Genomic DNA, 22,655 nt, shown 5'->3' with positions numbered 1-22,655 from the left:
GGAAGGGGTGCATCATGGCAATCGTTAAATGCAAACCGACTTCCCCTGGCCGCCGTTTTGTGGTCAAGGTGGTCAACCAGGAGCTGCATAAAGGCGCTCCTCACGCACCGCTGCTCGAGAAAAAATCGAAGACTGGTGGTCGTAACAACAATGGTCGTATTACCACTCGTCACATCGGTGGTGGCCATAAGCAGCATTATCGTCTGGTCGATTTCCGTCGCAACGACAAAGATGGCATCGCTGCCACTGTCGAGCGTATCGAATACGATCCAAACCGTACTGCTCACATCGCTCTGCTGCTGTACGCAGATGGCGAGCGTCGCTACATCATCGCCCCTAAAGGCGTGAGTGCTGGCGACCAGCTGATCGCAGGTGCTCTGGCACCGATCAAGCCGGGCAACGCTCTGCAACTGCGTAACATTCCAGTTGGTAGCACCGTACACGGCATCGAATTGAAGCCAGGTAAAGGCGCACAAATCGCTCGTTCCGCTGGTGCTTCGGCTCAGCTGATCGCTCGTGAAGGTGTCTACGTGACCCTGCGTCTGCGTTCTGGTGAGATGCGTAAAGTGCTGGCTGAATGCCGCGCGACCCTGGGTGAAGTCTCGAACTCCGAGCACAGCCTGCGTTCGCTGGGTAAAGCTGGTGCCAAACGCTGGCGTGGCGTTCGCCCAACCGTTCGTGGTGTTGCCATGAACCCGGTTGACCACCCACATGGTGGTGGTGAAGGTCGTACCTCTGGTGGTCGTCATCCGGTATCGCCATGGGGCTTCCCGACTAAGGGCGCGAAGACTCGTGGTAATAAGCGTACCGACAAAATGATCGTCCGTCGTCGCAAGTAAATAGAGGGATACGACAGTGCCACGTTCTCTGAAAAAAGGTCCTTTTATCGATCTTCACCTACTGAAGAAGATCGAAGTGGCGGCGGAAAAGAACGATCGCAAACCAGTTAAAACCTGGTCGCGCCGTTCGATGATCCTGCCACAAATGGTCGGTCTGACCATCGCAGTACACAACGGTCGTCAACATGTGCCAGTTCTCGTGAACGAAGACATGGTCGGCCACAAACTGGGCGAGTTCGCCGGTACCCGCACATATCGTGGGCACGTGGCTGACAAGAAAGCCAAGCGTTAAGGGGTTAGGAAATGGAAGTAGCCGCTAAGTTGTCGGGCGCTCGAATCTCCGCCCAGAAAGCCCGCTTGGTCGCCGACCAGATCCGCGGGAAGAAGGTGGGCGAAGCGCTCAACTTGTTGGCTTTCAGCAGTAAGAAAGCCGCCGAGATCATGAAGAAAGTGCTGGAGTCGGCCGTAGCCAACGCCGAGCATAACGAAGGCGCAGACGTTGATGACCTTAAAGTCAGCACCGTTTTCGTCAACGAAGGGCGTTCGCTGAAGCGAATCATGCCACGTGCCAAAGGCCGTGCTGATCGCATCGTCAAGCGGTCTTGCCATATCACTGTCAAGGTTGCTGACAAGTAACGGAGTCGAAGAGATGGGTCAGAAAGTACATCCCATTGGCATTCGCCTGGGAATCGTCAAGGAGCACACCTCCGTCTGGTACGCAGACGGTCGGACTTATGCGGACTATTTGTTCGCTGATCTGAAGGTGCGTGAGTATCTCCAAGACAAACTAAAAAGCGCGTCCGTAAGCCGTATCGATATCCATCGTCCGGCCCAAACTGCACGTATCACCATCCACACCGCTCGTCCAGGTATCGTTATCGGGAAGAAAGGTGAAGATGTTGAGAAACTGCGTCAGGACCTGACCAAGCAAATGGGTGTGCCTGTGCACATCAATATCGAAGAAATCCGCAAGCCGGAACTCGACGGTATGTTGGTTGCGCAGAGCGTAGCTCAGCAGCTGGAGCGTCGCGTAATGTTCCGTCGCGCTATGAAGCGCGCTGTACAGAACGCCATGCGCATTGGTGCCAAAGGCATCAAAATCCAAGTGAGCGGTCGTCTCGGCGGTGCTGAAATCGCACGTACTGAATGGTATCGCGAAGGTCGTGTGCCACTGCACACCCTGCGTGCCGACATCGACTATGCCAACTACGAAGCTCACACCACTTACGGTGTGATCGGTGTAAAGGTTTGGATCTTCAAAGGCGAAGTAATTGGTGGTCGCCAAGAAGAACTGAAACCACAAGCACCAGCGCCTCGTAAAAAAGCTGCTAAGTAAGGGGTACGCCAAATGTTGCAACCAAAGCGTACGAAGTTCCGCAAGCAGATGACAGGCCACAACCGTGGTCTGGCTCAGCGCGGTAGCAAAGTCAGCTTCGGCGAGTTCGCGCTGAAGTCTGTAGCTCGTGGTCGTCTCACCGCTCGTCAGATCGAGTCAGCGCGTCGTGCACTGACCCGTCACGTTAAACGTGGCGGCAAGATCTGGATCCGTGTATTCCCGGACAAGCCTATTTCCAAAAAGCCTCTCGAAGTTCGGATGGGTAAAGGTAAGGGTAGTGTGGAGTACTGGGTTGCCCAGATTCAGCCAGGCAAAGTCCTGTATGAAATCGAGGGTGTTTCTGAAGAGCTGGCGCGTGAGGCTTTTGCCCTGGCTGCTGCAAAGCTGCCGCTCGCCACCGCCTTTGTTAAACGGACGGTGATGTGATGAAAGCGAACGAACTTCGTGAAAAAGACGCGCCGCAGCTTAACGAGCAACTGCTCGGCCTGCTGCGCGACCAGTTCAATCTGCGTATGCAGAAAGCAACTGGCCAGTTGGGGCAGTCTCACCTGCTCCGGCAAGTTAAGCGTGACATCGCTCGCGTGAAGACTGTGCTCAAACAGCAGGCAGGTAAGTAATCATGGCTGAAGCCGAAAAAACCGTCCGTACGCTGACTGGCCGTGTTGTCAGCGACAAAATGGACAAGACCATCACCGTTCTGATCGAGCGTCGCGTTAAGCACCCGATCTACGGTAAATACGTTAAGCGTTCGACTAAGCTGCACGCGCACGACGAAACCAATCAGTGCCACATCGGCGACAAAGTCACTATTCGTGAAACTCGTCCTTTGGCCAAGACTAAGTCTTGGGCGCTGGTTGATGTTCTCGAACGCGCTGTGGAAGTCTAAGGACTAGGGGTCGGAGAAATTATATGATTCAGACTCAATCCATGCTCGATGTGGCCGATAACAGCGGCGCACGCCGCGTTATGTGCATCAAGGTGCTGGGTGGCTCCCATCGTCGTTACGCTGGTATCGGTGACATCATCAAGGTTACCGTAAAGGAAGCAATTCCTCGCGGTAAAGTGAAAAAAGGCCAAGTGATGACTGCTGTTGTAGTCCGCACTCGTCACGGCGTACGTCGTGCTGATGGCTCCATTATCCGCTTTGATGGCAACGCTGCTGTTCTTCTGAACAACAAGCAAGAGCCGATCGGCACCCGTATCTTTGGGCCAGTGACCCGTGAACTTCGTACTGAGAAGTTCATGAAGATCGTCTCGCTCGCCCCAGAAGTGCTGTAAGGAGATCCGACATGCAAAAGATTCGTCGTGACGACGAGATCATCGTGATCGCCGGCAAAGACAAAGGTAAGCGCGGTAAGGTGCTTAAGGTTCTCGCTAATAACCGTCTGGTTATTGGTGGTCTGAACCTGGTTAAGCGTCATACCAAGCCTAACCCGATGTCGGGCGTACAAGGCGGTATCGTCGAAAAAGAAGCTCCACTGGACGCTTCTAACGTCGCCATTTTCAACGGCGAAACCAACAAGGCTGATCGCGTTGGTTTCAAAGTAGAAGACGGCAAGAAAATTCGTGTCTTCAAGTCGACCCAAAAAGCGGTTGATGCTTGAACACTGCTAGGTAGAAGACCATGGCACGACTAAAAGAGATTTACTGGAAGGAAATCGCACCGAAGCTTAAGGAAGAACTTAAGCTCTCGAACGTGATGGAAGTTCCACGCGTTACAAAAATCACCCTGAACATGGGTCTGGGCGAAGCGGTCGGTGACAAGAAAGTCATTGAGCATGCTGTTGCCGACCTGGAAAAGATCACCGGTCAGAAAGTCGTTGTGACTTACGCTCGGAAATCCATCGCTGGCTTTAAAGTCCGTGAAGGTTGGCCGATCGGCGTCAAAGTGACCCTGCGCCGTGAGCGTATGTACGAGTTCCTGGATCGTCTGCTGTCGATCTCCCTGCCTCGGGTTCGCGACTTCCGCGGCCTGAATGCCAAGTCCTTCGATGGTCGTGGTAACTACAGCATGGGCGTTAAAGAGCAGATCATTTTCCCGGAAATCGACTACGACAAGATCGATGCTCTCCGCGGTCTGGACATTACCCTGACCACCACTGCCAAGAACGATGATGAAGGTCGCGCCCTGTTGCGTGCTTTCAAATTCCCGTTCCGCAACTGATTGGAGTAGGAAAATGGCCAAGATGAGCATGAAAAACCGCGAGCTGAAGCGTCAGCTCACGGTTGCCAAGTACGCCAAAAAGCGTGCAGCACTGAAAGCTATCATCGTTGATCTGAACGCAAGTCCAGAAGCGCGTTGGGAAGCTACAGTAGCTCTGCAGAAGCAGCCACGTGACGCAAGCGCTTCGCGCATGCGTAACCGCTGCCGCCTGACCGGTCGTCCACACGGCGTTTACCGCAAGTTCGGCCTTGGCCGTAACAAACTGCGTGAAGCGGCAATGCGTGGTGACGTGCCTGGTCTGGTTAAAGCCAGCTGGTAAGCACTATCAAAGTCTCGGTGTTCAGGATCGTGAGATCCTGACCGCCGGTGACCTTGAACTTGAATCAAGCCCCTTTTGGGGCTTGATTCATTTGTGGGGTGTGTCTAGAATACCCGGCTCGCCTGAGCCCGTGCTTTTTTCGCATGGATGAACTCGGCGACACGTAGTAGCCGCAAGGCTAATTTTTTTGTATTAGGAGCGTCTAGCCCATGAGTATGCAGGACCCGTTAGCGGACATGCTAACTCGAATCCGTAATGCCCAGATGGCTGAAAAGTCCGTCGTAAGCATGCCATCTTCTACTTTGAAGGTAGCTGTTGCCAAAGTCCTGAAGGACGAAGGTTACATTGCGGGTTATCAGATCAGCAGCGAAATCAAGCCACTGCTGTCCATCGAGCTGAAGTACTTCGAAGGCCGTCCGGTCATCGAGGAAGTGAAGCGCGTTAGCCGTCCAGGCCTGCGTCAGTACAAGTCCGTCGATGATCTGCCAAAAGTTCGTGGCGGTCTCGGTGTGTCTATCGTCTCCACCAACAAAGGTGTGATGACGGATCGTGCTGCGCGCGCTGCCGGTGTCGGCGGCGAAGTTCTTTGCACTGTGTTCTAAGGGGGGATAAGCATGTCACGCGTCGCTAAGAACCCCGTTAAGCTGCCAGCCGGTGTCGAAGTCAAATTCGCAGGCCAACAGCTTTCGGTGAAGGGTGCCAAGGGCACTCTCGAACTGAACATCCATTCGTCCGTTGAGATCGTTGAAGAAGCTGGTGAGCTGCGTTTCGCTGCTCGCAATGGCGATCAACAAACTCGCGCAATGGCTGGTACCACTCGTGCGTTGGTAAACAACATGGTCCAAGGCGTAAGCCAAGGCTTCGAGCGCAAGCTCCAGCTGGTCGGTGTTGGTTACAAAGCGCAAGCAAAAGGCACAGTGCTGAACCTGGCTCTTGGCTTCTCGCACCCAGTGGATTATGAACTGCCGGAAGGCATCACCGCTGAGACTCCTAGCCAAACCGACATCCTGATCCGGGGTATCGATAAGCAGCTGGTAGGTCAAGTGGCCGCCGAGATCCGCGACTTCCGTCCACCAGAGCCGTACAAAGGCAAAGGTGTGCGCTACGCGGACGAAGTCGTCCGTCGTAAAGAAGCCAAGAAGAAGTAGGGCATAGCAAATGACCGACAAAAAAGTTACTCGACTGCGTCGCGCTCGCAAAGCACGCCTGAAAATGCACGAACTCGAAGTCGTGCGTCTCTGCGTGTTCCGCTCGTCGCAGCACATCTACGCCCAGGTCATTTCGGCCGACGGCAACAAAGTCCTGGCATCTGCCTCGACTTTGGATAAAGAACTGCGTGATGGCGCCACTGGCAACATCGACGCGGCCACTAAGGTTGGCCAGCTGGTCGCTACGCGTGCTAAAGCCGCTGGCGTCTCGCAGGTGGCTTTCGACCGCTCTGGCTTCAAGTACCACGGCCGCGTCAAGGCGCTGGCTGATGCTGCTCGTGAAGCTGGGCTGGAGTTCTAAGTTATGTCAAATAACGACCAAAAGCGCGACGAAGGCTACATTGAGAAGCTGGTTCAAGTTAACCGCGTAGCCAAAACCGTAAAAGGCGGCCGTATCTTCACTTTCACCGCGTTGACCGTGGTTGGTGATGGTAAAGGGCGTGTTGGCTTCGGCCGTGGCAAGTCACGTGAAGTGCCTGCTGCGATCCAGAAGGCAATGGAAGCTGCTCGTCGCAACATGATCCAAGTTGATCTGAACGGCACCACTCTGCAGTACGCAATGAAGTCCGGTCACGGCGCTTCGAAGGTGTACATGCAGCCTGCTTCTGAAGGTACCGGTATCATCGCTGGCGGCGCTATGCGTGCTGTCCTCGAAGTAGCTGGCGTTCAGAACGTTCTGGCCAAGTGCTACGGCTCGACTAACCCGGTAAACGTGGTTCACGCCACTTTTAAAGGTTTGAAGGCCATGCAGTCTCCTGAATCCATTGCCGCCAAGCGTGGCAAAAGCGTCAAGGAGATCTTCTGATCATGGCTACCGTTAAAGTTACGCTGATCAAAAGCATGACCGGCCGCATCCCTAACCACAAACTGTGCGTAAAGGGTCTGGGTCTGCGTCGCATCGGTCACACTGTAGAAGTACTTGATACTCCCGAGAATCGCGGGATGATCAACAAGGCTTACTACATGCTGCGTGTCGAGGGTTAATCGATGAAACTCAATGATCTGAGTCCAGCGCCGGGTTCCCGTCGCGAAAAGCATCGTCCGGGCCGTGGTATCGGTAGTGGTTTGGGCAAGACCGGTGGCCGTGGCCACAAAGGTCAGTCCTCCCGCTCCGGTGGCACCATTGCTCCAGGCTTTGAAGGCGGTCAACAGCCGCTGCATCGTCGCCTGCCGAAGTTCGGTTTCGTTTCCCTGAAAGCCATGGACCGCGCAGAAGTGCGTTTGTCCGAACTGGCTAAAGTGGAAGGCGACATCGTCACCGTGCAGTCCTTGAAAGATGCCAACGTGATCAACGTCAACGTACAGCGTGTGAAAATCATGCTGTCCGGCGAAGTGACTCGCGCTGTTACCATCGGAAAGGGAATCGGCGCCACCAAAGGTGCGCGTGCGGCTATCGAAGCAGCTGGCGGCAAGTTCGAGGAATAAATGGCTAAGCAAGGTGCTCTCTCTGCGCTCGGCAAAGGCGGTATGTCTGAACTCTGGGCTCGTCTGCGTTTTCTGTTCCTGGCGATTATCGTCTACCGAATAGGCGCACACATCCCGGTTCCAGGTATCAACCCGGACCGACTCGCGGACCTGTTTCGACAGAATGAGGGGACCATTCTTAGCTTGTTCAACATGTTTTCCGGCGGCGCGCTGGAGCGGATGAGCATCTTTGCACTGGGGATCATGCCGTACATCTCGGCATCGATCATCATGCAACTGATGACCGCCGTCAGCCCGCAGCTGGAGCAGTTGAAGAAGGAAGGTGAAGCTGGCCGTCGCAAGATCAGCCAGTACACCCGCTACGGCACTGTCGTCCTCGCTCTTGTTCAGGCAATTGGCATGTCCATTGGTCTGGCAGGGCAGGGCGTTGCGTTCACTGGTGACTTTGGCTTCCATTTCGTCGCGGTATCCACTTTTGTGGCTGGTGCGATGTTCATGATGTGGCTGGGTGAGCAGATTACTGAGCGTGGTGTTGGCAACGGTATCTCGATGTTGATTTTTTCGGGTATCGTCGCCGGTCTTCCGAGAGCGATCGGGCAGTCTTTCGAGTCTGCACGTCAGGGTGATATCAACATCTTCGCCCTGGTTGCCATCGGTTTGCTGGCAGTAGCGATTATCGGTTTCGTGGTGTTCATTGAGCGTGGTCAGCGTCGTATTGCTGTTCACTACGCCAAGCGTCAGCAGGGTCGTAAGGTCTTCGCTGCGCAGACTAGCCACTTGCCGCTGAAGGTGAACATGGCCGGTGTTATTCCGGCCATTTTCGCGAGCAGCATTTTGCTGTTCCCGGCTTCGTTGGGTGCCTGGTTCGGCCAGTCTGAAGGTATGGGCTGGTTGCAGGACATCTCGCAGTCGATCGCTCCTGGTCAGCCGTTGAATATTCTGCTGTTTAGTGCAGGGATTATTTTCTTCTGCTTCTTCTATACGGCGTTGATGTTCAATCCGAAAGACGTAGCGGAAAACCTGAAGAAGTCCGGTGCCTTTATTCCGGGTATCCGTCCAGGTGAGCAGTCTGCGCGCTACATTGATGGCGTTCTGACTCGCTTGACCATGTTCGGTGCTCTTTACATGACGGCCGTGTGTCTGCTTCCCCAGTTCCTGGTGGTTGCGGCAAACGTACCGTTCTACCTTGGCGGGACCTCGTTGCTGATCGTCGTCGTGGTTGTGATGGACTTCATGTCCCAAGTACAATCGCACCTCGTTTCGCACCAGTACGAATCCCTGATGAAGAAAGCCAACCTGAAGGGTTACGGCAGCGGCATGTTGCGCTGAGTACCCATAAGGTTCGAGGAGTTGGTGATGAAAGTTCGTGCATCGGTGAAAAAGCTGTGCCGTAACTGCAAGATTATTCGCCGCGAAGGTGTTGTTCGAGTAATTTGCAGCGCGGAACCGCGTCACAAACAGCGCCAAGGCTGAGTGTGATTGTGCTTCAAGCCCGGTAGCTAGTGCGCTACCGGGTTGATTATTTGTTATTACAGCGATATTATCTCGCGCCCTATTTCTTGGCTTCCGGGGCGTAGGTAGCTGTCAATTGGAGTCCCACTGAATGGCCCGTATTGCAGGCGTTAACATTCCAGATAACAAGCATACTGTTATCTCGCTGACCTACATCTATGGTGTTGGTCGCACTACTGCACAGAAGATCTGTGCAGTGACTGGGGTAAACCCAGCCGCAAAGATCAAGGATCTGAGCGACGAGCAGATTGAACAGCTGCGTGGCGAAGTGGCGAAGTTCACCACTGAAGGTGACCTGCGTCGCGAAATCAACATGAAAATCAAGCGTTTGATGGACCTCGGTTGCTATCGCGGTCTGCGTCATCGTCGTGGTCTTCCAGTGCGCGGTCAGCGTACCAAGACTAACGCGCGTACCCGTAAAGGTCCGCGTAAGCCGATCCGCAAGTAATCGCCCCAGCGAATCGACAGGAAATTAATCATGGCTAAACCTGCTGCTCGTCCTCGTAAAAAAGTTAAAAAGACAGTGGTTGATGGCATCGCCCACATCCATGCTTCTTTTAACAACACAATCGTGACCATCACCGACCGTCAAGGCAACGCTCTTTCCTGGGCTACCTCCGGTGGTTCGGGTTTCCGCGGTTCCCGCAAGTCCACCCCGTTTGCTGCTCAAGTAGCTGCTGAACGTGCTGGTCAAGCTGCGCTGGAATACGGTCTGAAAAACCTCGACGTTAACGTCAAAGGTCCAGGCCCAGGTCGTGAATCTGCAGTCCGCGCTTTGAACGGCTGTGGCTACAAGATCGCCAGCATCACCGACGTGACGCCAATCCCGCACAACGGGTGCCGTCCGCCGAAGAAGCGCCGCGTGTAATCCAGGAGATTGTAAAGAATGGCTCGTTACATTGGTCCAAAATGCAAACTCGCTCGTCGCGAAGGCACCGATCTCTTTCTGAAGAGCGGCGTGCGCGCGATCGAATCGAAGTGCAACATTGAAGCAGCACCTGGTATCCACGGCCAACGCCGCGGTCGCCAGTCCGATTACGGCACCCAACTGCGTGAAAAGCAGAAGGTCCGTCGTATCTACGGCGTTCTCGAGCGTCAATTCAGCGGCTACTACAAAGAAGCTGCTGGCAAGAAAGGTGCAACTGGTGAGAACCTGCTGCAACTGCTCGAATGCCGTCTGGACAACGTTGTATACCGTATGGGTTTTGGCTCTACTCGTGCCGAATCCCGTCAGCTGGTATCGCACAAATCCGTCAGCGTTAACGGTCAGACCGTAAACGTGCCGTCGTACCAGGTTCGTGCTGGTGACGTGGTCGCGATTCGCGAGAAAGCAAAGAACCAACTTCGCATTGTCCAAGCTCTCGATCTGTGTGCCCAACGTGGCCGCGTAGAATGGGTAGAAGTAGACACTGAGAAGAAGTCGGGCGTTTTCAAGAACGTTCCAGCTCGCAGTGATCTGTCCGCCGACATCAACGAAAGCCTGATTGTCGAGCTCTACTCCAAGTAAGGGCTAGAAAATAGGTGCATCCATGCAGATTTCGGTAAATGAGTTCCTGACACCCCGCCATATTGATGTGCAGGTTGTCAGTCCAACCCGCGCCAAGATCACTCTCGAGCCTCTCGAGCGTGGTTTCGGCCACACCCTGGGCAACGCGCTGCGCCGCATCCTGTTGTCCTCAATGCCCGGCTGTGCAGTAGTCGAGGCCGAGATTGACGGTGTACTCCATGAGTACAGCGCCATCGAAGGCGTACAGGAAGACGTAATTGAAATCCTGTTGAACCTTAAAGGTCTGGCTATTAAGCTGCACGGTCGTGACGAAGTTACGCTGACCTTGTCGAAGAAGGGTTCGGGGGTGGTTACCGCTGCCGATATTCAGCTGGATCATGATGTCGAGATCGTTAACCCCGATCACGTAATCGCTAACCTGGCGTCTAACGGCGCCCTGAACATGAAGCTCACCGTAGCTCGTGGTCGTGGTTATGAACCGGCAGACTCGCGTCAGAGCGATGAAGACGAAAGCCGCAGCATCGGTCGCTTGCAGCTTGACTCTTCGTTCAGCCCGGTTCGCCGTATCGCATACGTGGTGGAAAACGCCCGTGTCGAGCAGCGTACTAACCTGGACAAGCTGGTTATTGATCTGGAAACCAACGGTACCCTGGATCCTGAAGAGGCTATCCGCCGCGCTGCAACCATTCTGCAACAGCAGTTGGCTGCGTTCGTCGACCTCAAAGGTGACAGTGAGCCAGTGGTTGTCGAGCAGGAAGACGAGATCGATCCGATCCTGCTTCGCCCGGTTGACGATCTGGAACTGACTGTACGTTCGGCTAACTGCCTTAAGGCGGAAAACATCTACTACATCGGTGACCTGATTCAGCGTACCGAAGTAGAGCTGTTGAAGACTCCGAACCTTGGCAAGAAATCCTTGACTGAAATCAAGGACGTTCTGGCCTCCCGCGGTCTGTCCCTCGGCATGCGCCTCGACAACTGGCCGCCTGCAAGTCTTAAGAAGGACGACAAGGCGACTGCCTGATCGTCGTAATCACCGAACGTCGTGTTTGGTAAGGAATGAACCATGCGTCATCGTAAAAGTGGTCGTCACCTGAGCCGCACTAGCTCGCACCGCAAGGCCATGTTTCAAAACATGGCAGTGTCGCTGTTCGAGCACGAGCTGATCAAAACTACACTGCCGAAAGCTAAAGAACTGCGTCGCGTTGCTGAGCCGCTGATCACTTTGGCCAAGACAGACAGCCTGGCTAACCGCCGTCTGGCTTTCGACCGTACTCGTTCGAAAGCTATCGTTGGTAAGCTCTTCAACGACCTGGGCAAGCGTTACGCTACCCGTGAGGGTGGCTACCTGCGCATCCTCAAGTGCGGTTTCCGCACTGGCGACAACGCGCCTATGGCGTACGTCGAGTTGGTTGATCGTGCTACCGGCGGTGAAGCTGTATCCGCTGAGTAAGACGTCAGTCTGAAACGAAAAACCGGGCCTTGTGCCCGGTTTTTTGTGGGCGATCGAAAAGTTTTGCCCGTACGACTCGTTAATTAGTTATTTTCTATCGACGCCTACAGGTTAATGAATTAGTCGGTGTAACGTTCCTGATCAATACTCCCTCTCAGCCGGTTAGCCGGCAGTTAAAGACTGACAGAGGAAGAGATCGCATGAGCCAAAATAAAACACTTACAACCGCCAGTGGCGCTCCTGTCGCCGACAACCAGAATTCTCGCTCCGCCGGCCCACGCGGCCCATTGCTCCTCGACGATTTCCACCTGATCGAGAAGCTTGCCCACTTCAACCGTGAAAATATCCCGGAGCGCCGCGTGCACGCCAAAGGTTCGGGTGCTTACGGGACGTTCACCGTCACGCGTGACATCACGGAGTACACCAGCGCCAAACTGTTTGAGTCCGTCGGCAAACACACCCCAACCTTCCTGCGGTTTTCCACCGTGGGTGGTGAGCGCGGTTCGGCCGACACAGAGCGCGATCCACGTGGCTTTGCCCTGAAGTTCTACACCGAGGAAGGCAACTGGGACATCGTCGGCAACAACACGCCGGTGTTCTTCATTCGCGATCCGCTCAAATTCCCGGACTTTATCCACACTCAAAAACGCCTGCCGCAGAGCAACCTGAAAAGCGCGCAGATGATGTGGGACTTCTGGTCGCACTCGCCTGAGGCGCTGCACCAGGTCACCATCCTGTTTTCGGACCGTGGCATTCCTGACGGCTATCGTCACATGCATGGCTTCGGGAGCCACACCTACAGCCTGATCAACGCCAGCGGCGAGCGTCACTGGGTGAAGTGGCACTACAAGACCCAACAAGGGATAAAGAACCTCGCGCCGGCAGAAGCTGCACGCCTGGCCGGTACGGATCCGGATTACGCACAGCGCGACTTGTTTGGTGCAATTGAGCGCGGTGATTTCCCGAAATGGCGCGTCTGCTTTCAGATCATGACCGAGGCCCAGGCTGCGGCGCATTACGAGAACCCTTTCGACGTGACCAAGACGTGGTCGCAGAAAGAGTTTCCACTGATCGAAGTCGGTGAACTGGAACTGAACCGCAATCCGCTGAACTACTTCGCTGAAGTCGAGCAGGCGGCGTTCGGTCCGAGCAACATGGTGCCGGGTGTCGGCCTGTCGCCAGACCGCATGCTGCAAGGTCGCGTGTTCGCTTATGCCGATGCGCAGCGCTACCGTGTCGGCACCAATCACCAGCAACTCCCGGTGAATGCGCCTCGCAGCCCGGTCAACAGCTACCAGCGTGATGGCTCCATGGCGTTTGGCAGCAATGGCGGAGCTGCGCCGAACTACGAGCCGAACAGCTACGTCGAGTCGCCGAAACAGGCACCTCGCTATGCTGAGCCAGCTCTGGCATTGAGTGGCGCGGCTGATCGTTACGATCATCGCGAAGACACCGACTACTACAGCCATGCCGGTGCGCTGTTCCGACTCATGAGTGATGAGCAGAAGGCGCTGTTGGTCAACAACATTGCCGGGGCGATGGCTGGTGTTTCAAGTGATGTGGTTGATCGCCAATTGCAGCATTTCTTCAAGGCCGACCCGGCGTATGGAGAAGCAATCGCAAAGGCACTCAACGTACAGATTAACGAAGTCTAAACGAGAAGCAGAACCGCCCTCATTTGGGCGGTTTTTGCGCTATTTAAACCACTTTTCTCAGAACATCTTCGCTTTTATCGCGCAAACCAAGTGACCAAACAGTCGCTGTGGTTCAAACTACAAACTTTCAAGCAGGGAGATGTAGGGCGATGCAAGGCCACCCAGACGTAATCGATTACCTCAACACGTTGCTGACCGGCGAACTGGCGGCGCGTGATCAATATTTCGTCCATTCGCGGATGTATGAGGACTGGGGTTTCACCAAGCTCTACGAACGTATCAACCACGAAATGGAAGAGGAAGCCGGGCACGCTGATGCCCTGATGCGCCGTATCCTGATGCTTGAAGGTACGCCGCGCATGCGTCCGGACGACCTTGATGTTGGCACCACTGTGCCAGACATGCTCGCTGCTGACCTGCGCCTGGAATACAAAGTCCGCGCCGCACTCTGCAAGGGCATCAAGCTCTGCGAGCAGCATAAGGACTATGTCAGTCGCGAGATGCTGCGGGTTCAATTACATGACACCGAAGAAGACCACACCTACTGGCTTGAAAAGCAGATGGGTCTGATCAAATTGATCGGTCTCGAGAACTACCTGCAATCTCACGCCTGATTGCTCCCGATACAAAAAAAGCCCCTGTCACCGACAAAGTGACAGGGGCTTTTTTATGGGCCTGATTCAGGCCTTGTCGCGAGCCAGCAGCGGCTTGAGGTAGAAGCCGGTGTGAGACTGCTTCATCTCGGAGACTTCTTCAGGCGTACCGACCGCAATGATCTGCCCGCCCTTGGAACCACCTTCCGGCCCAAGATCCACCAACCAGTCAGCCGTCTTGATCACATCCAGATTGTGCTCGATCACCACCACGGTGTTGCCGTGGTCGCGCAGACGATGCAGCACGTCGAGCAGTTGCTGGATATCCGCGAAGTGCAGGCCAGTGGTTGGCTCATCAAGAATATAGAGCGTCTTGCCGGTATCACGCTTGGACAGTTCGCGGGACAGTTTCACCCGCTGCGCTTCACCACCAGACAGCGTGGTCGCCGATTGCCCGAGCTTGATGTACGACAGGCCGACATCCATCAACGTCTGAAGCTTGCGCGCCAGTGCCGGCACCGCGTCGAAGAACACCCGAGCTTCCTCGATGGTCATCTCGAGGGTTTCATGGATGCTCTTGCCCTTGTACTTGATCTCCAGCGTTTCGCGGTTGTAGCGCTTGCTCTTGCAGACATCGCACGGAACATAGATGTCCGGCAGGAAGTGCATTTCAACCTTGATCAGACCATCGCCCTGACAGGCCTCGCAGCGTCCGCCCTTCACGTTGAAGGAGAAACGCCCCGGCCCGTAACCGCGCGAACGTGATTCCGGCACGCCGGCGAACAGCTCGCGAATCGGTGTGAACAACCCGGTGTACGTCGCCGGGTTGGAGCGTGGGGTGCGGCCGATCGGGCTCTGGTCGATGTCGACGACCTTGTCCAGATGCTCCAGTCCTTTGATGCTGTCGTGAGCCGATGCTTCCAGCGTCGTTGCACCGTTGAGTGCGGTAGCGCTCAACGGAAACAGTGTGTTGTTGATCAGTGTCGATTTGCCCGAGCCAGACACGCCGGTGACACAGGTCAGCAGGCCAATCGGAATGTCCAGATCGACGTTGCGCAGGTTGTTGCCGCGAGCGCCCTTGAGGGACAGCGACAACTTCTTGTTACGTGGTGTGCGTTTGGCCGGTACGGCGATCTTCACCCGGCCCGACAAGTACTTGCCGGTCAGCGAGTCTGGGTGAGCCATGACCTCGGCCGGCGTGCCTTCGGCGACGATATGCCCGCCATGCACGCCAGCACCCGGGCCGATATCCACCACATAGTCAGCCAGGCGAATCGCATCTTCATCGTGCTCGACCACGATCACCGTGTTGCCGATATCGCGCAGGTGCTTGAGCGTGCCAAGCAATCGATCGTTATCACGTTGGTGCAGACCAATCGACGGTTCATCGAGGATGTACAGAACGCCAACCAGACCGGCGCCGATCTGACTGGCCAGACGAATCCGCTGAGCTTCACCGCCAGACAACGTGTCGGCACTGCGATCCAGCGACAGATAGTCGAGGCCGACGTTGACCAGGAACTGCAGACGCTCGCGGATTTCCTTGAGGATCTTGTCGGCAATTTCACCGCGACGCCCGGTCAGCTTCAGCACACCGAAGTATTCGCACGCATCGCCAATCGGCAGATTGGTGACGGCCGGCAAAGTCTTCTCGCCCACCCAGACATGCCGCGCCTCACGACGCAGACGTGTGCCACGGCAATCCGGGCACGGCTGGGTACTGAGGAACTTGGCCAGCTCTTCGCGCACGGAGGCCGATTCGGTTTCGCGGTAGCGACGTTCCAGGTTCGGTACGATGCCTTCGAACGGGTGCGAGCGTTTGACGATGTCGCCACGGTCGTTCAGGTACTTGAAATCGACGTTTTGCGAGCCGCTGCCGTGCAGGATGAATTTCTGCTGATCGGCCGGCAGGTCGTTGAACGGTACTTCGAGGCTGAACTTGTAATGCGACGCCAGCGACCCGAGCATCTGGAAGTAATAGACGTTGCGCCTGTCCCAGCCGCGGATCGCGCCCTCAGCCAGGGTCAGTTCGCCATTGACCAATCGCTTGATGTCGAAGAACTGCTTCACGCCCAGGCCATCGCACGTCGGGCAGGCGCCGGCCGGGTTGTTGAAGGAGAACAGTTTGGGTTCCAGCTCGCTGATGGCATGGCCGCAAATCGGGCAGGCGAAGCGCGCGGAGAAGATGATTTCTTCACCCGGCTCATCGTCCATCGGCGCAACCAGGGCAATGCCGTCCGCCAGCTTCAGCGCGGTCTCGAACGATTCGGCGAGGCGCTGTTGCAGGTCGGCGCGAACCTTGAAGCGGTCGACTATTACATCAATCGAATGCTTCTTTTGTTTATCCAGCTTCGGCAGTTCATCCAGCTCGCAGATCCTGCCGTTGACCCGGGCCCGTACAAAGCCCTGGGCGCGCAGCTCTTCGAAGACCGAAAGGTGTTCACCTTTGCGCTCGCGAATCACCGGCGCCAGCAGCATCAGCTTGCTGCCCTCCGGTTGCGCGAGGACCAGGTCGACCATCTGGCTGACAGTCTGCGCTTCCAGCGGAATGTCGTGATCCGGGCAGCGCGGAATACCCACGCGAGCGTAAAGCAGGCGCAGGTAGTCGTAGATTTCGGTGATGGTGCCGACGGTCGAGCGCGGGTTATGCGAGGTCGACTTCTGCTCGATGGAAATGGCTGGCGACAGGCCTTCAATGGTGTCGACGTCAGGTTTTTCCATCATCGACAAAAACTGCCGGGCATAGGCCGACAGCGATTCGACATAGCGGCGCTGGCCTTCGGCGTACAGCGTGTCGAATGCCAGGGACGATTTGCCGGATCCGGACAGGCCGGTGATGACGATCAGTTTGTCCCGTGGCAGGGTCAGGTCGATGTTCTTCAGGTTGTGGGTTCGGGCCCCACGAATCAGGATCTTGTCCAAAGTGGCCTCGCTCGGCGGGCGTCGAAAACGTAGGAGTATACGGCCAAATACTGGATGGATGCACACTATCAAACGAGTGGGTGACTGTCGTACATGAAGAGTCTGTCAGCGAAGCGCGTCAAAGCGTCGCGATATACCCTGTCAATCGATGGGACTGGTAGAATCGCCGCCGGTTCACATGAGGTTTTTCCATGCACGATCCCCACAGCGAACGCATGAGTGGCAGTGAGACCCGCGCAGCAAGCGGTCTGGCCCTCGTGTTCGCCTTCCGTATGCTTGGCATGTTCATGGTGTTGCCGGTATTGGCGACCTATGGGATGGATCTGGCAGGAGCGACCCCGGCCCTCATCGGGCTGGCGATTGGCGCTTACGGCCTGACCCAGGCGATTTTTCAGATTCCTTTCGGTTTCATTTCCGACCGCATCGGGCGCCGCCCGGTGATTTACCTGGGGCTGATCGTCTTCGCCCTCGGCAGCGTGCTGGCGGCCAATGCCGATTCGATCTGGGGCGTTATCGCCGGACGAATCCTGCAAGGCGCCGGGGCCATTTCCGCGGCCGTGATGGCGTTGCTGTCAGACCTGACCCGGGAACAGCATCGGACGAAAGCCATGGCCATGATCGGCATGACGATCGGTCTGTCGTTCGCGGTCGCCATGGTGGTAGGACCGTTGCTGACCCGTGCTTTCGGACTGTCCGGACTGTTTCTCGCCACGGGTGGCATGGCGCTGTTTGGCATCGTGATTGTGATGTTCATGGTGCCGCGTTCCACCGGGCCGTTGCAGCATCGCGAGTCCGGCGTCGCACGCCAGGCGCTGATGCCGACGCTCAAACACCCGGACCTGCTGCGCCTGGACCTGGGCATTTTTGTGTTGCACGCGATGTTGATGTCGAGCTTCGTTGCATTGCCGCTGGCCCTGGTCGAAAAAGCCGGGCTGCCCAAAGAGCAGCACTGGTGGGTCTATTTGACCGCGCTGCTGATTTCTTTCTTCGCCATGATCCCGTTCATTATCTACGGCGAGAAGAAACGCAAAATGAAACGAGTTTTATTGGGCGCGGTGCTGACGCTGATGCTCACTGAGCTATTCTTCTGGCAGTTCGGCGATAGCTTGCGGGCTCTGGTGATCGGGACGGTGGTGTTCTTTACCGCGTTCAATCTGCTGGAAGCTTCGTTGCCATCGCTGATCAGCAAGGTTTCACCGGCCGGCGGCAAGGGCACGGCGATGGGGGTTTATTCCACCAGCCAGTTCCTCGGTTCGGCGCTGGGCGGGATACTCGGTGGTTGGCTTTTCCAGCATGGCGGTTTGTCGGTTGTGTTCTTGGGATGTGCCGGGCTGGCTGCACTTTGGCTAGTCTTTGCTGTTACCATGCGGGAACCTCCGTATGTGACGAGCCTGCGCTTGCCGTTGTCGCCCGAAGCGATTCGTGAAGCTGGCCTGATCGAGCGCCTCAAGGCCGTCGTTGGAGTAACCGATGCAATCGTGGTTGCCGATGAAGCGGCGATTTACATCAAACTGGACACCGAATTATTGGATCGCACTACCCTCGAGCGTCTGGTGAACAACCCGGCCGCGACAGCGTGCGAAGCCTAGGAGAACGTTATGGCCCGTGGGGTTAACAAAGTCATATTGGTCGGCACTTGCGGCCAGGATCCCGAAGTTCGCTACTTGCCTAACGGTAACGCCGTGACCAACCTGAGTCTGGCGACCAGCGAACAGTGGACCGACAAGCAAACCGGTCAGAAGGTCGAGAAGACTGAATGGCACCGTGTGTCGATGTTCGGCAAGGTGGCGGAAATCGCCGGCGAGTACCTGCGTAAAGGTTCGCAGGTCTACATCGAAGGCAAGTTGCAAACCCGCGAGTGGGAAAAAGACGGTATCAAGCGTTACACCACCGAAATCGTGGTCGACATGCAAGGCACCATGCAATTGCTCGGCGGCCGTCCACAGCAGGGCGACCAACAAGGCGGGGGCAATAACTATCAGCAGTCCGCTCCGGCCCCACGCCAGCAGGCTCCGCGTCCGCAGCAGTCGTCGGCACCACAACAGTCGCGTCCGGCTCCACAGCAGCAGGCCGCTCCTCAGCCGGCTCCGGATTTCGACAGCTTTGATGACGATATCCCGTTCTAAAAAGCGGCTATTCGGTCAGTAACAAAAAAAGCGAAGCCAGTGATCTGGCTTCGCTTTTTTGTGGGCGCCGTTAACTGGATAAAGCAGTCACATTGGCCCGCGCCGAGTGCAGTTTCTTGTAGCTGTCGATCAGGCGCAGGTGTCTATCGAGCCCCTCCAGTTTCATGCTGGTCGGCGTCAAGCCATGGAAACGCACGCTACCGTCCACCGAGCCGATCGCTGCATCCATCCGCTCGTTGCCAAACATCCGGCGGAAATTGGCCTCGTAGTCTTCCAGTTCCAGGTCTTCGTCCAGCTTCATCTCCAGCACCACATTGACGGCTTGGTAGAACAAGCCACGTTCAACCGTGTTGTCGTTGTACTGCAGGAACATTTCCACCGCCTCTTTTGCCTCTTCATATTGCTGCAAGGCGAGATAAATCAGCAGTTTCAACTCCAGGATCGTCAACTGACCCCAGGCGGTATTGTCGTCAAATTCGATGCCGATCAAGCTGGTGATGTCGGTGTAGTCGTCCAGCTCGCTTTCCACCAGTCGCTCAGCCAGTGCCTTCAGTTCGTCTTCGTCCAGGCGATGCAGGTTCAGGATGTCGGCGCGGAAAAACAGCGCTTTGTTGGTGTTGTCCCAGATCAGATCGTCTACCGGATAAATTTCCGAATAGTCCGGCACCAGAATACGGCAGGCCGTCGCGCCGATATGCTCGTAGACCGCCATGTACACTTCCTTGCCCATGCCCTCGAGAATGCCGAACAAGGTTGCGGCTTCTTCGGCGTTCGAGTTTTCACCCTGGCCGGAGAAGTCCCACTCCACGAACTCGTAATCCGACTTGGAGCTGAAGAAGCGCCACGACACCACGCCGCTGGAGTCGATGAAGTGCTCGACGAAGTTATTCGGCTCGGTCACCGCATGTCCTTCAAACGTCGGCTGGGGCAAGTCGTTGAGGCCTTCGAAGCTGCGGCCCTGGAGCAATTCGGTCAGGCTGCGTTCCAGCGCCACTTCCAGGCTCGGGTGCGCGCCGAACGAGGCGAACACACCGCCGGTACGCGGGTTCATCAACGTGACGCACATCACCGGGAACTCACCCCCCAGGGACGCATCCTTCACCAACACCGGGAACCCCTGTTCTTCCAGCGCTTGAATACCGGCCAGTATCCCGGGGTACTTCGCCAGCACGTGGGCCGGCACATCCGGCAGTGCAAATTCACCTTCGATGATTTCGCGTTTTACCGCGCGCTCGAAGATCTCCGACAGGCACTGCACCTGGGCTTCGGCCAGCGTGTTACCGGCGCTCATGCCGTTGCTCAGGAACAGGTTTTCAATCAGGTTGGACGGGAAGTACACCACCTCGCCGTCCGACTGGCGCACGTACGGCAGCGAGCAGATGCCACGCTCTTCATTGCCCGAGTTGGTATCGATCAGATGGGAACCACGCAGCTCGCCGTCGCGGTTGTAAATCTTCAGGCAGTACTCGTCGAGAATTTCGGCCGGCAGTGCATCTTTGCGGCCCGGCTTGAACCAGCGTTCGTCCGGGTAGTGCACAAACGCGGCGTTGGCGATGTCTTCGCCCCAGAACTGGTCGTTGTAGAAGAAGTTGCAGTTGAGTCGCTCGATAAACTCGCCCAACGCCGACGCCAACGCGCCTTCCTTGGTCGCACCCTTGCCGTTGGTAAAGCACATCGGCGAGTGTGCATCGCGGATATGCAGCGACCACACGTTGGGAACGATATTGCGCCACGAGGCGATTTCAATCTTCATGCCCAGGTCCGCCAGAATGGCCGACATATTGGCGATGGTTTGCTCCAGCGGCAGATCCTTGCCGGCAATGTAAGTGCTCGCCTCGGAACTGGACGCAGGCATCAGCAACGCCTGGGCATCGGCATCGAGGTTTTCCACCTCTTCGATCACAAACTCAGGCCCGGCTTGCACCACTTTTTTCACGGTGCAACGGTCGATGGATCGCAGGATGCCTTGGCGGTCCTTGTCGGAGATGTCCGCCGGCAACTCGACCTGGATCTTGAAAATCTGGTTGTAACGGTTTTCCGGGTCAACAATGTTGTTCTGCGACAGGCGGATGTTTTCGGTGGGAATACTGCGAGTGTCGCAGTACAGCTTCACGAAATAAGCCGCACACAACGCCGACGAAGCCAGGAAGTAGTCGAACGGACCTGGTGCCGAGCCATCGCCTTTGTAGCGGATAGGTTGATCGGCCACCACCGTGAAGTCGTCGAACTTGGCTTCAAGTCGAAGGTTGTCGAGAAAGTTGACCTTGATTTCCATGGGGGATTACCAGAATAACGGGCTAGACGATTTGGCCGCCATTATCCGGCTTTTCAGCGTTAAGTCTTGTGGTTGTCTGGTCCTTGATCAGGTTTACGCCTGTTTCACCCCAATGCCCGATGCATGGCAGCGGGCCTTTTCACGAATGATGAAATGTTCAGTCGAGTATCAGGTGCGGCAAGAACCGGCTGGAATCCTTGGTGATCAAGCTGTTGTCCTCACGCACACCAATCCCCGCCGCCTGATCGCCGATCACCCAGGAACCGATCAGCGTGTAGCTGTCGCCAAACTGCGGAAGTGGTGCGAACTCCTGAAGGATAAACGGCGCATCCGTGTAGGGCCCGTCCTCTTTGACAATCAGACCGTCGGCAGTTTGCAACTCGATGTTGGCGCCTTCCCGGGAGAAGAATGGCTTGCGCACCCAGCCCTTGGGCACCGCTTTGTTCGGCTCGGTATCCAGGTGGGCGGCGAGCAGGTTCGGGTGACCTTTGTTGAACTCCCACAGCAGCGGCAGGATACCTTTGTTGGAAATGATGGATTTCCAGGCTGGCTCGAAAAACTGCGTATCACTCTGGGCAATCGCTGCGCCAAAGGGCTCGTGGAAGATGAACTCCCAGGCATGCAGCTTGAACAGGTGAGGAATCCAGCGATCTTCGAGGTCGACGAAATGTCCTTCGCTGGTGAGGCCAATGTCTTCGATGTCGATGTGGCGTGATTCTATGCCGACTTTCTCCGCAATCAGGCGCAGGTAGTCGGTGGTGCCTTTGTCTTCGACCGAGTCTTTCATCGATGCAAAGTAGAAGGGCTGAGTCAGTTGCAGTTGGGCGAAGGCCTGATGCAGCTTGGTGTCGATGCTGTTGAACTGGTCGGCGTGCTTGGGCAGCAAACCGCGTTCAATGCACTGCTCCAGCCAGCCCCATTGAAACGCCGCAGCCTCATACAGGCTGGTCGGCGTGTCGTAGTTGAGTTCGAGCAGTTTGGCGGGTCCGCTGCCGTTGTAGGAGAAGTCCATGCGCCCATAAAGATGCGGATGGCCTTCGAGCCATGAAGTACGAACCATGTCTTGGAACGGTGCCGGAATGCTCAGGCGCGCCAGCAATTCCTCGCTCTGCACCACGCGGGCCACCAGGTCCATGCACATCTCATGAATCTCGGTGGTCGGGTCTTCGAGATCGTTCTCGATCTGCTTGAGCGTGAACTGGTAGTACGCGCTCTCGTCCCAATAAGGTTCGTCGTCGATGGTGTGGAACAGAAAGCCGAGGCTCTCGGCGGTCTGTTTCCAGTCATGACGCTCTGCGCAGAGAATTTTCTTCATGGCTCT

At 56.1% G+C, this 22,655-nt stretch carries 31 protein-coding genes; 28 read left to right on the top strand and 3 right to left on the bottom strand.

Annotated features, from left to right (window positions below):
- The first annotated feature begins 14 nt into the window (after positions 1 to 14).
- The 26 genes from rplB to bfr all read left to right on the top strand — a co-directional run bounded on the left by rplB (position 15) and on the right by bfr (position 14,032).
- A complete protein-coding gene (rplB, locus tag KJF94_RS23540) occupies positions 15 to 839 on the top strand; it encodes a 50S ribosomal protein L2 (protein ID WP_003210080.1) in 825 nt (274 codons plus the stop codon).
- Positions 840 to 855: 16 nt separating this feature from the next.
- Positions 856 to 1,131 (top strand): 30S ribosomal protein S19, encoded by a 276-nt coding sequence (rpsS, locus tag KJF94_RS23535; RefSeq protein WP_002555486.1) that lies wholly within the window; start codon positions 856 to 858, stop codon positions 1,129 to 1,131.
- 11 nt (positions 1,132 to 1,142) lie between these two features.
- Complete coding sequence (gene rplV / locus KJF94_RS23530) at positions 1,143 to 1,475, top strand: 50S ribosomal protein L22 (protein WP_003103908.1); 333 nt, start codon at positions 1,143 to 1,145, stop codon at positions 1,473 to 1,475.
- 13 nt (positions 1,476 to 1,488) lie between these two features.
- Entirely contained in the window at positions 1,489 to 2,175 is a 687-nt protein-coding gene (gene rpsC, locus KJF94_RS23525; protein ID WP_003176422.1) for a 30S ribosomal protein S3, read from the top strand.
- Between the two features lie 12 nt (positions 2,176 to 2,187).
- Positions 2,188 to 2,601, top strand: coding sequence for a 50S ribosomal protein L16 (gene rplP / locus KJF94_RS23520; protein ID WP_007896757.1), 414 nt, complete (start codon positions 2,188 to 2,190; stop codon positions 2,599 to 2,601).
- Entirely contained in the window at positions 2,601 to 2,792 is a 192-nt protein-coding gene (gene rpmC, locus KJF94_RS23515) for a 50S ribosomal protein L29 (RefSeq protein WP_008030901.1), read from the top strand. Before rplP ends, rpmC begins: the two co-directional genes overlap by 1 nt.
- 2 nt (positions 2,793 to 2,794) lie before the next feature.
- Complete coding sequence (gene rpsQ, locus KJF94_RS23510; protein WP_003176419.1) at positions 2,795 to 3,061, top strand: 30S ribosomal protein S17; 267 nt, start codon at positions 2,795 to 2,797, stop codon at positions 3,059 to 3,061.
- Positions 3,062 to 3,084: 23 nt separating this feature from the next.
- The gene (gene rplN, locus KJF94_RS23505) at positions 3,085 to 3,453 is read left to right on the top strand and encodes a 50S ribosomal protein L14 (RefSeq protein ID WP_002555479.1); all 369 of its coding nucleotides are present in this window, start codon (positions 3,085 to 3,087) and stop codon (positions 3,451 to 3,453) included.
- Positions 3,454 to 3,464: 11 nt separating this feature from the next.
- Positions 3,465 to 3,779, top strand: coding sequence for a 50S ribosomal protein L24 (gene rplX, locus KJF94_RS23500; protein WP_003176416.1), 315 nt, complete (start codon positions 3,465 to 3,467; stop codon positions 3,777 to 3,779).
- Positions 3,780 to 3,799: 20 nt separating this feature from the next.
- Positions 3,800 to 4,339 carry a 50S ribosomal protein L5 gene (rplE, locus tag KJF94_RS23495; protein WP_003176415.1) on the top strand — a complete coding sequence of 180 codons (540 nt, stop codon included), beginning with the start codon at positions 3,800 to 3,802 and terminating at the stop codon, positions 4,337 to 4,339.
- 13 nt (positions 4,340 to 4,352) lie between these two features.
- Entirely contained in the window at positions 4,353 to 4,658 is a 306-nt protein-coding gene (rpsN, locus tag KJF94_RS23490) for a 30S ribosomal protein S14 (RefSeq protein WP_003176414.1), read from the top strand.
- 209 nt (positions 4,659 to 4,867) lie between these two features.
- Positions 4,868 to 5,260: a 30S ribosomal protein S8 gene (gene rpsH, locus KJF94_RS23485; RefSeq protein WP_003186040.1), complete on the top strand. Its 393-nt coding sequence runs from the start codon at positions 4,868 to 4,870 to the stop codon at positions 5,258 to 5,260.
- A gap of 12 nt (positions 5,261 to 5,272) precedes the next feature.
- Entirely contained in the window at positions 5,273 to 5,806 is a 534-nt protein-coding gene (gene rplF / locus KJF94_RS23480; RefSeq protein WP_007896774.1) for a 50S ribosomal protein L6, read from the top strand.
- A gap of 10 nt (positions 5,807 to 5,816) precedes the next feature.
- Entirely contained in the window at positions 5,817 to 6,167 is a 351-nt protein-coding gene (gene rplR / locus KJF94_RS23475) for a 50S ribosomal protein L18 (RefSeq protein WP_003186037.1), read from the top strand.
- A gap of 3 nt (positions 6,168 to 6,170) precedes the next feature.
- Positions 6,171 to 6,671, top strand: a complete 501-nt coding sequence (gene rpsE / locus KJF94_RS23470) for a 30S ribosomal protein S5 (protein WP_007943782.1) — start codon at positions 6,171 to 6,173, stop codon at positions 6,669 to 6,671.
- Between the two features lie 2 nt (positions 6,672 to 6,673).
- Entirely contained in the window at positions 6,674 to 6,850 is a 177-nt protein-coding gene (rpmD, locus tag KJF94_RS23465) for a 50S ribosomal protein L30 (protein ID WP_003186033.1), read from the top strand.
- A gap of 3 nt (positions 6,851 to 6,853) precedes the next feature.
- Positions 6,854 to 7,291, top strand: coding sequence for a 50S ribosomal protein L15 (rplO, locus tag KJF94_RS23460; protein WP_007896782.1), 438 nt, complete (start codon positions 6,854 to 6,856; stop codon positions 7,289 to 7,291).
- Positions 7,292 to 8,620 carry a preprotein translocase subunit SecY gene (gene secY, locus KJF94_RS23455; protein ID WP_003228718.1) on the top strand — a complete coding sequence of 443 codons (1,329 nt, stop codon included), beginning with the start codon at positions 7,292 to 7,294 and terminating at the stop codon, positions 8,618 to 8,620.
- Between the two features lie 27 nt (positions 8,621 to 8,647).
- Positions 8,648 to 8,764, top strand: coding sequence for a 50S ribosomal protein L36 (gene rpmJ / locus KJF94_RS23450; RefSeq protein WP_002555468.1), 117 nt, complete (start codon positions 8,648 to 8,650; stop codon positions 8,762 to 8,764).
- Positions 8,765 to 8,894: 130 nt separating this feature from the next.
- Positions 8,895 to 9,251, top strand: coding sequence for a 30S ribosomal protein S13 (gene rpsM / locus KJF94_RS23445; protein WP_003186020.1), 357 nt, complete (start codon positions 8,895 to 8,897; stop codon positions 9,249 to 9,251).
- A gap of 30 nt (positions 9,252 to 9,281) precedes the next feature.
- Positions 9,282 to 9,671: a 30S ribosomal protein S11 gene (rpsK, locus tag KJF94_RS23440; RefSeq protein WP_002555466.1), complete on the top strand. Its 390-nt coding sequence runs from the start codon at positions 9,282 to 9,284 to the stop codon at positions 9,669 to 9,671.
- Positions 9,672 to 9,689: 18 nt separating this feature from the next.
- Positions 9,690 to 10,310 (top strand): 30S ribosomal protein S4, encoded by a 621-nt coding sequence (rpsD, locus tag KJF94_RS23435; protein ID WP_003210056.1) that lies wholly within the window; start codon positions 9,690 to 9,692, stop codon positions 10,308 to 10,310.
- Between the two features lie 22 nt (positions 10,311 to 10,332).
- On the top strand, positions 10,333 to 11,334 hold the full coding sequence (locus KJF94_RS23430) for a DNA-directed RNA polymerase subunit alpha (protein ID WP_003186012.1): 1,002 nt from the start codon (positions 10,333 to 10,335) through the stop codon (positions 11,332 to 11,334).
- Between the two features lie 42 nt (positions 11,335 to 11,376).
- Positions 11,377 to 11,763, top strand: a complete 387-nt coding sequence (gene rplQ / locus KJF94_RS23425; protein ID WP_007943777.1) for a 50S ribosomal protein L17 — start codon at positions 11,377 to 11,379, stop codon at positions 11,761 to 11,763.
- 200 nt (positions 11,764 to 11,963) lie between these two features.
- A complete protein-coding gene (locus KJF94_RS23420; protein ID WP_214379165.1) occupies positions 11,964 to 13,418 on the top strand; it encodes a catalase in 1,455 nt (484 codons plus the stop codon).
- A 149-nt stretch (positions 13,419 to 13,567) separates the two neighbouring features.
- Positions 13,568 to 14,032: a bacterioferritin gene (bfr, locus tag KJF94_RS23415; RefSeq protein ID WP_007943775.1), complete on the top strand. Its 465-nt coding sequence runs from the start codon at positions 13,568 to 13,570 to the stop codon at positions 14,030 to 14,032.
- A 66-nt stretch (positions 14,033 to 14,098) separates the two neighbouring features.
- On the opposite strand, the gene uvrA is transcribed toward bfr, so the two are convergent.
- Positions 14,099 to 16,933, bottom strand: coding sequence for an excinuclease ABC subunit UvrA (uvrA, locus tag KJF94_RS23410; RefSeq protein ID WP_084319639.1), 2,835 nt, complete (start codon positions 16,931 to 16,933; stop codon positions 14,099 to 14,101).
- A gap of 191 nt (positions 16,934 to 17,124) precedes the next feature.
- On the opposite strand from uvrA, the gene KJF94_RS23405 reads away from it, so the two are divergent.
- Both KJF94_RS23405 and KJF94_RS23400 read left to right on the top strand, forming a co-directional pair.
- The gene (locus KJF94_RS23405; protein WP_214379163.1) at positions 17,125 to 18,522 is read left to right on the top strand and encodes an MFS transporter; all 1,398 of its coding nucleotides are present in this window, start codon (positions 17,125 to 17,127) and stop codon (positions 18,520 to 18,522) included.
- A 9-nt stretch (positions 18,523 to 18,531) separates the two neighbouring features.
- Positions 18,532 to 19,059 carry a single-stranded DNA-binding protein gene (locus tag KJF94_RS23400; protein ID WP_017341065.1) on the top strand — a complete coding sequence of 176 codons (528 nt, stop codon included), beginning with the start codon at positions 18,532 to 18,534 and terminating at the stop codon, positions 19,057 to 19,059.
- 70 nt (positions 19,060 to 19,129) lie between these two features.
- On the opposite strand, the gene KJF94_RS23395 is transcribed toward KJF94_RS23400, so the two are convergent.
- Together KJF94_RS23395 and KJF94_RS23390 are read right to left on the bottom strand one after the other, a co-directional pair.
- On the bottom strand, positions 19,130 to 21,334 hold the full coding sequence (locus tag KJF94_RS23395; RefSeq protein ID WP_214379162.1) for an OsmC domain/YcaO domain-containing protein: 2,205 nt from the start codon (positions 21,332 to 21,334) through the stop codon (positions 19,130 to 19,132).
- Positions 21,335 to 21,491: 157 nt separating this feature from the next.
- Positions 21,492 to 22,649 carry a glutathionylspermidine synthase family protein gene (locus tag KJF94_RS23390; protein WP_214379159.1) on the bottom strand — a complete coding sequence of 386 codons (1,158 nt, stop codon included), beginning with the start codon at positions 22,647 to 22,649 and terminating at the stop codon, positions 21,492 to 21,494.
- Positions 22,650 to 22,655: the final 6 nt, after the last annotated feature.

Origin of the sequence: Pseudomonas hormoni (assembly GCF_018502625.1) — a bacterium.
Taxonomy (GTDB): Bacteria; Pseudomonadota; Gammaproteobacteria; order Pseudomonadales; family Pseudomonadaceae; genus Aquipseudomonas; species Aquipseudomonas hormoni.
This window is presented reverse-complemented; position numbering and strand designations above follow the sequence as displayed.

Coding starts and splice junctions, on each gene's coding strand:
- KJF94_RS23420 (WP_214379165.1), top strand. CDS start 11,964: ATGAGCCAAAATAAAACACTTACAACCGCCAGTGGCGCTCCTGTCGCC.
- rpsD (WP_003210056.1), top strand. CDS start 9,690: ATGGCTCGTTACATTGGTCCAAAATGCAAACTCGCTCGTCGCGAAGGC.
- rpmJ (WP_002555468.1), top strand. CDS start 8,648: ATGAAAGTTCGTGCATCGGTGAAAAAGCTGTGCCGTAACTGCAAGATT.
- rpsN (WP_003176414.1), top strand. CDS start 4,353: ATGGCCAAGATGAGCATGAAAAACCGCGAGCTGAAGCGTCAGCTCACG.
- KJF94_RS23390 (WP_214379159.1), bottom strand. CDS start 22,649: ATGAAGAAAATTCTCTGCGCAGAGCGTCATGACTGGAAACAGACCGCC.
- rplV (WP_003103908.1), top strand. CDS start 1,143: ATGGAAGTAGCCGCTAAGTTGTCGGGCGCTCGAATCTCCGCCCAGAAA.
- rplB (WP_003210080.1), top strand. CDS start 15: ATGGCAATCGTTAAATGCAAACCGACTTCCCCTGGCCGCCGTTTTGTG.
- rpsE (WP_007943782.1), top strand. CDS start 6,171: ATGTCAAATAACGACCAAAAGCGCGACGAAGGCTACATTGAGAAGCTG.
- rpmD (WP_003186033.1), top strand. CDS start 6,674: ATGGCTACCGTTAAAGTTACGCTGATCAAAAGCATGACCGGCCGCATC.
- KJF94_RS23430 (WP_003186012.1), top strand. CDS start 10,333: ATGCAGATTTCGGTAAATGAGTTCCTGACACCCCGCCATATTGATGTG.
- rplO (WP_007896782.1), top strand. CDS start 6,854: ATGAAACTCAATGATCTGAGTCCAGCGCCGGGTTCCCGTCGCGAAAAG.
- bfr (WP_007943775.1), top strand. CDS start 13,568: ATGCAAGGCCACCCAGACGTAATCGATTACCTCAACACGTTGCTGACC.
- secY (WP_003228718.1), top strand. CDS start 7,292: ATGGCTAAGCAAGGTGCTCTCTCTGCGCTCGGCAAAGGCGGTATGTCT.
- rplN (WP_002555479.1), top strand. CDS start 3,085: ATGATTCAGACTCAATCCATGCTCGATGTGGCCGATAACAGCGGCGCA.
- rpsK (WP_002555466.1), top strand. CDS start 9,282: ATGGCTAAACCTGCTGCTCGTCCTCGTAAAAAAGTTAAAAAGACAGTG.
- rpsH (WP_003186040.1), top strand. CDS start 4,868: ATGAGTATGCAGGACCCGTTAGCGGACATGCTAACTCGAATCCGTAAT.
- KJF94_RS23395 (WP_214379162.1), bottom strand. CDS start 21,334: ATGGAAATCAAGGTCAACTTTCTCGACAACCTTCGACTTGAAGCCAAG.
- KJF94_RS23400 (WP_017341065.1), top strand. CDS start 18,532: ATGGCCCGTGGGGTTAACAAAGTCATATTGGTCGGCACTTGCGGCCAG.
- rpsQ (WP_003176419.1), top strand. CDS start 2,795: ATGGCTGAAGCCGAAAAAACCGTCCGTACGCTGACTGGCCGTGTTGTC.
- rplR (WP_003186037.1), top strand. CDS start 5,817: ATGACCGACAAAAAAGTTACTCGACTGCGTCGCGCTCGCAAAGCACGC.
- rplX (WP_003176416.1), top strand. CDS start 3,465: ATGCAAAAGATTCGTCGTGACGACGAGATCATCGTGATCGCCGGCAAA.
- rplQ (WP_007943777.1), top strand. CDS start 11,377: ATGCGTCATCGTAAAAGTGGTCGTCACCTGAGCCGCACTAGCTCGCAC.
- rplE (WP_003176415.1), top strand. CDS start 3,800: ATGGCACGACTAAAAGAGATTTACTGGAAGGAAATCGCACCGAAGCTT.
- rpsC (WP_003176422.1), top strand. CDS start 1,489: ATGGGTCAGAAAGTACATCCCATTGGCATTCGCCTGGGAATCGTCAAG.
- rpmC (WP_008030901.1), top strand. CDS start 2,601: ATGAAAGCGAACGAACTTCGTGAAAAAGACGCGCCGCAGCTTAACGAG.
- rplF (WP_007896774.1), top strand. CDS start 5,273: ATGTCACGCGTCGCTAAGAACCCCGTTAAGCTGCCAGCCGGTGTCGAA.
- rplP (WP_007896757.1), top strand. CDS start 2,188: ATGTTGCAACCAAAGCGTACGAAGTTCCGCAAGCAGATGACAGGCCAC.
- KJF94_RS23405 (WP_214379163.1), top strand. CDS start 17,125: ATGCACGATCCCCACAGCGAACGCATGAGTGGCAGTGAGACCCGCGCA.
- rpsM (WP_003186020.1), top strand. CDS start 8,895: ATGGCCCGTATTGCAGGCGTTAACATTCCAGATAACAAGCATACTGTT.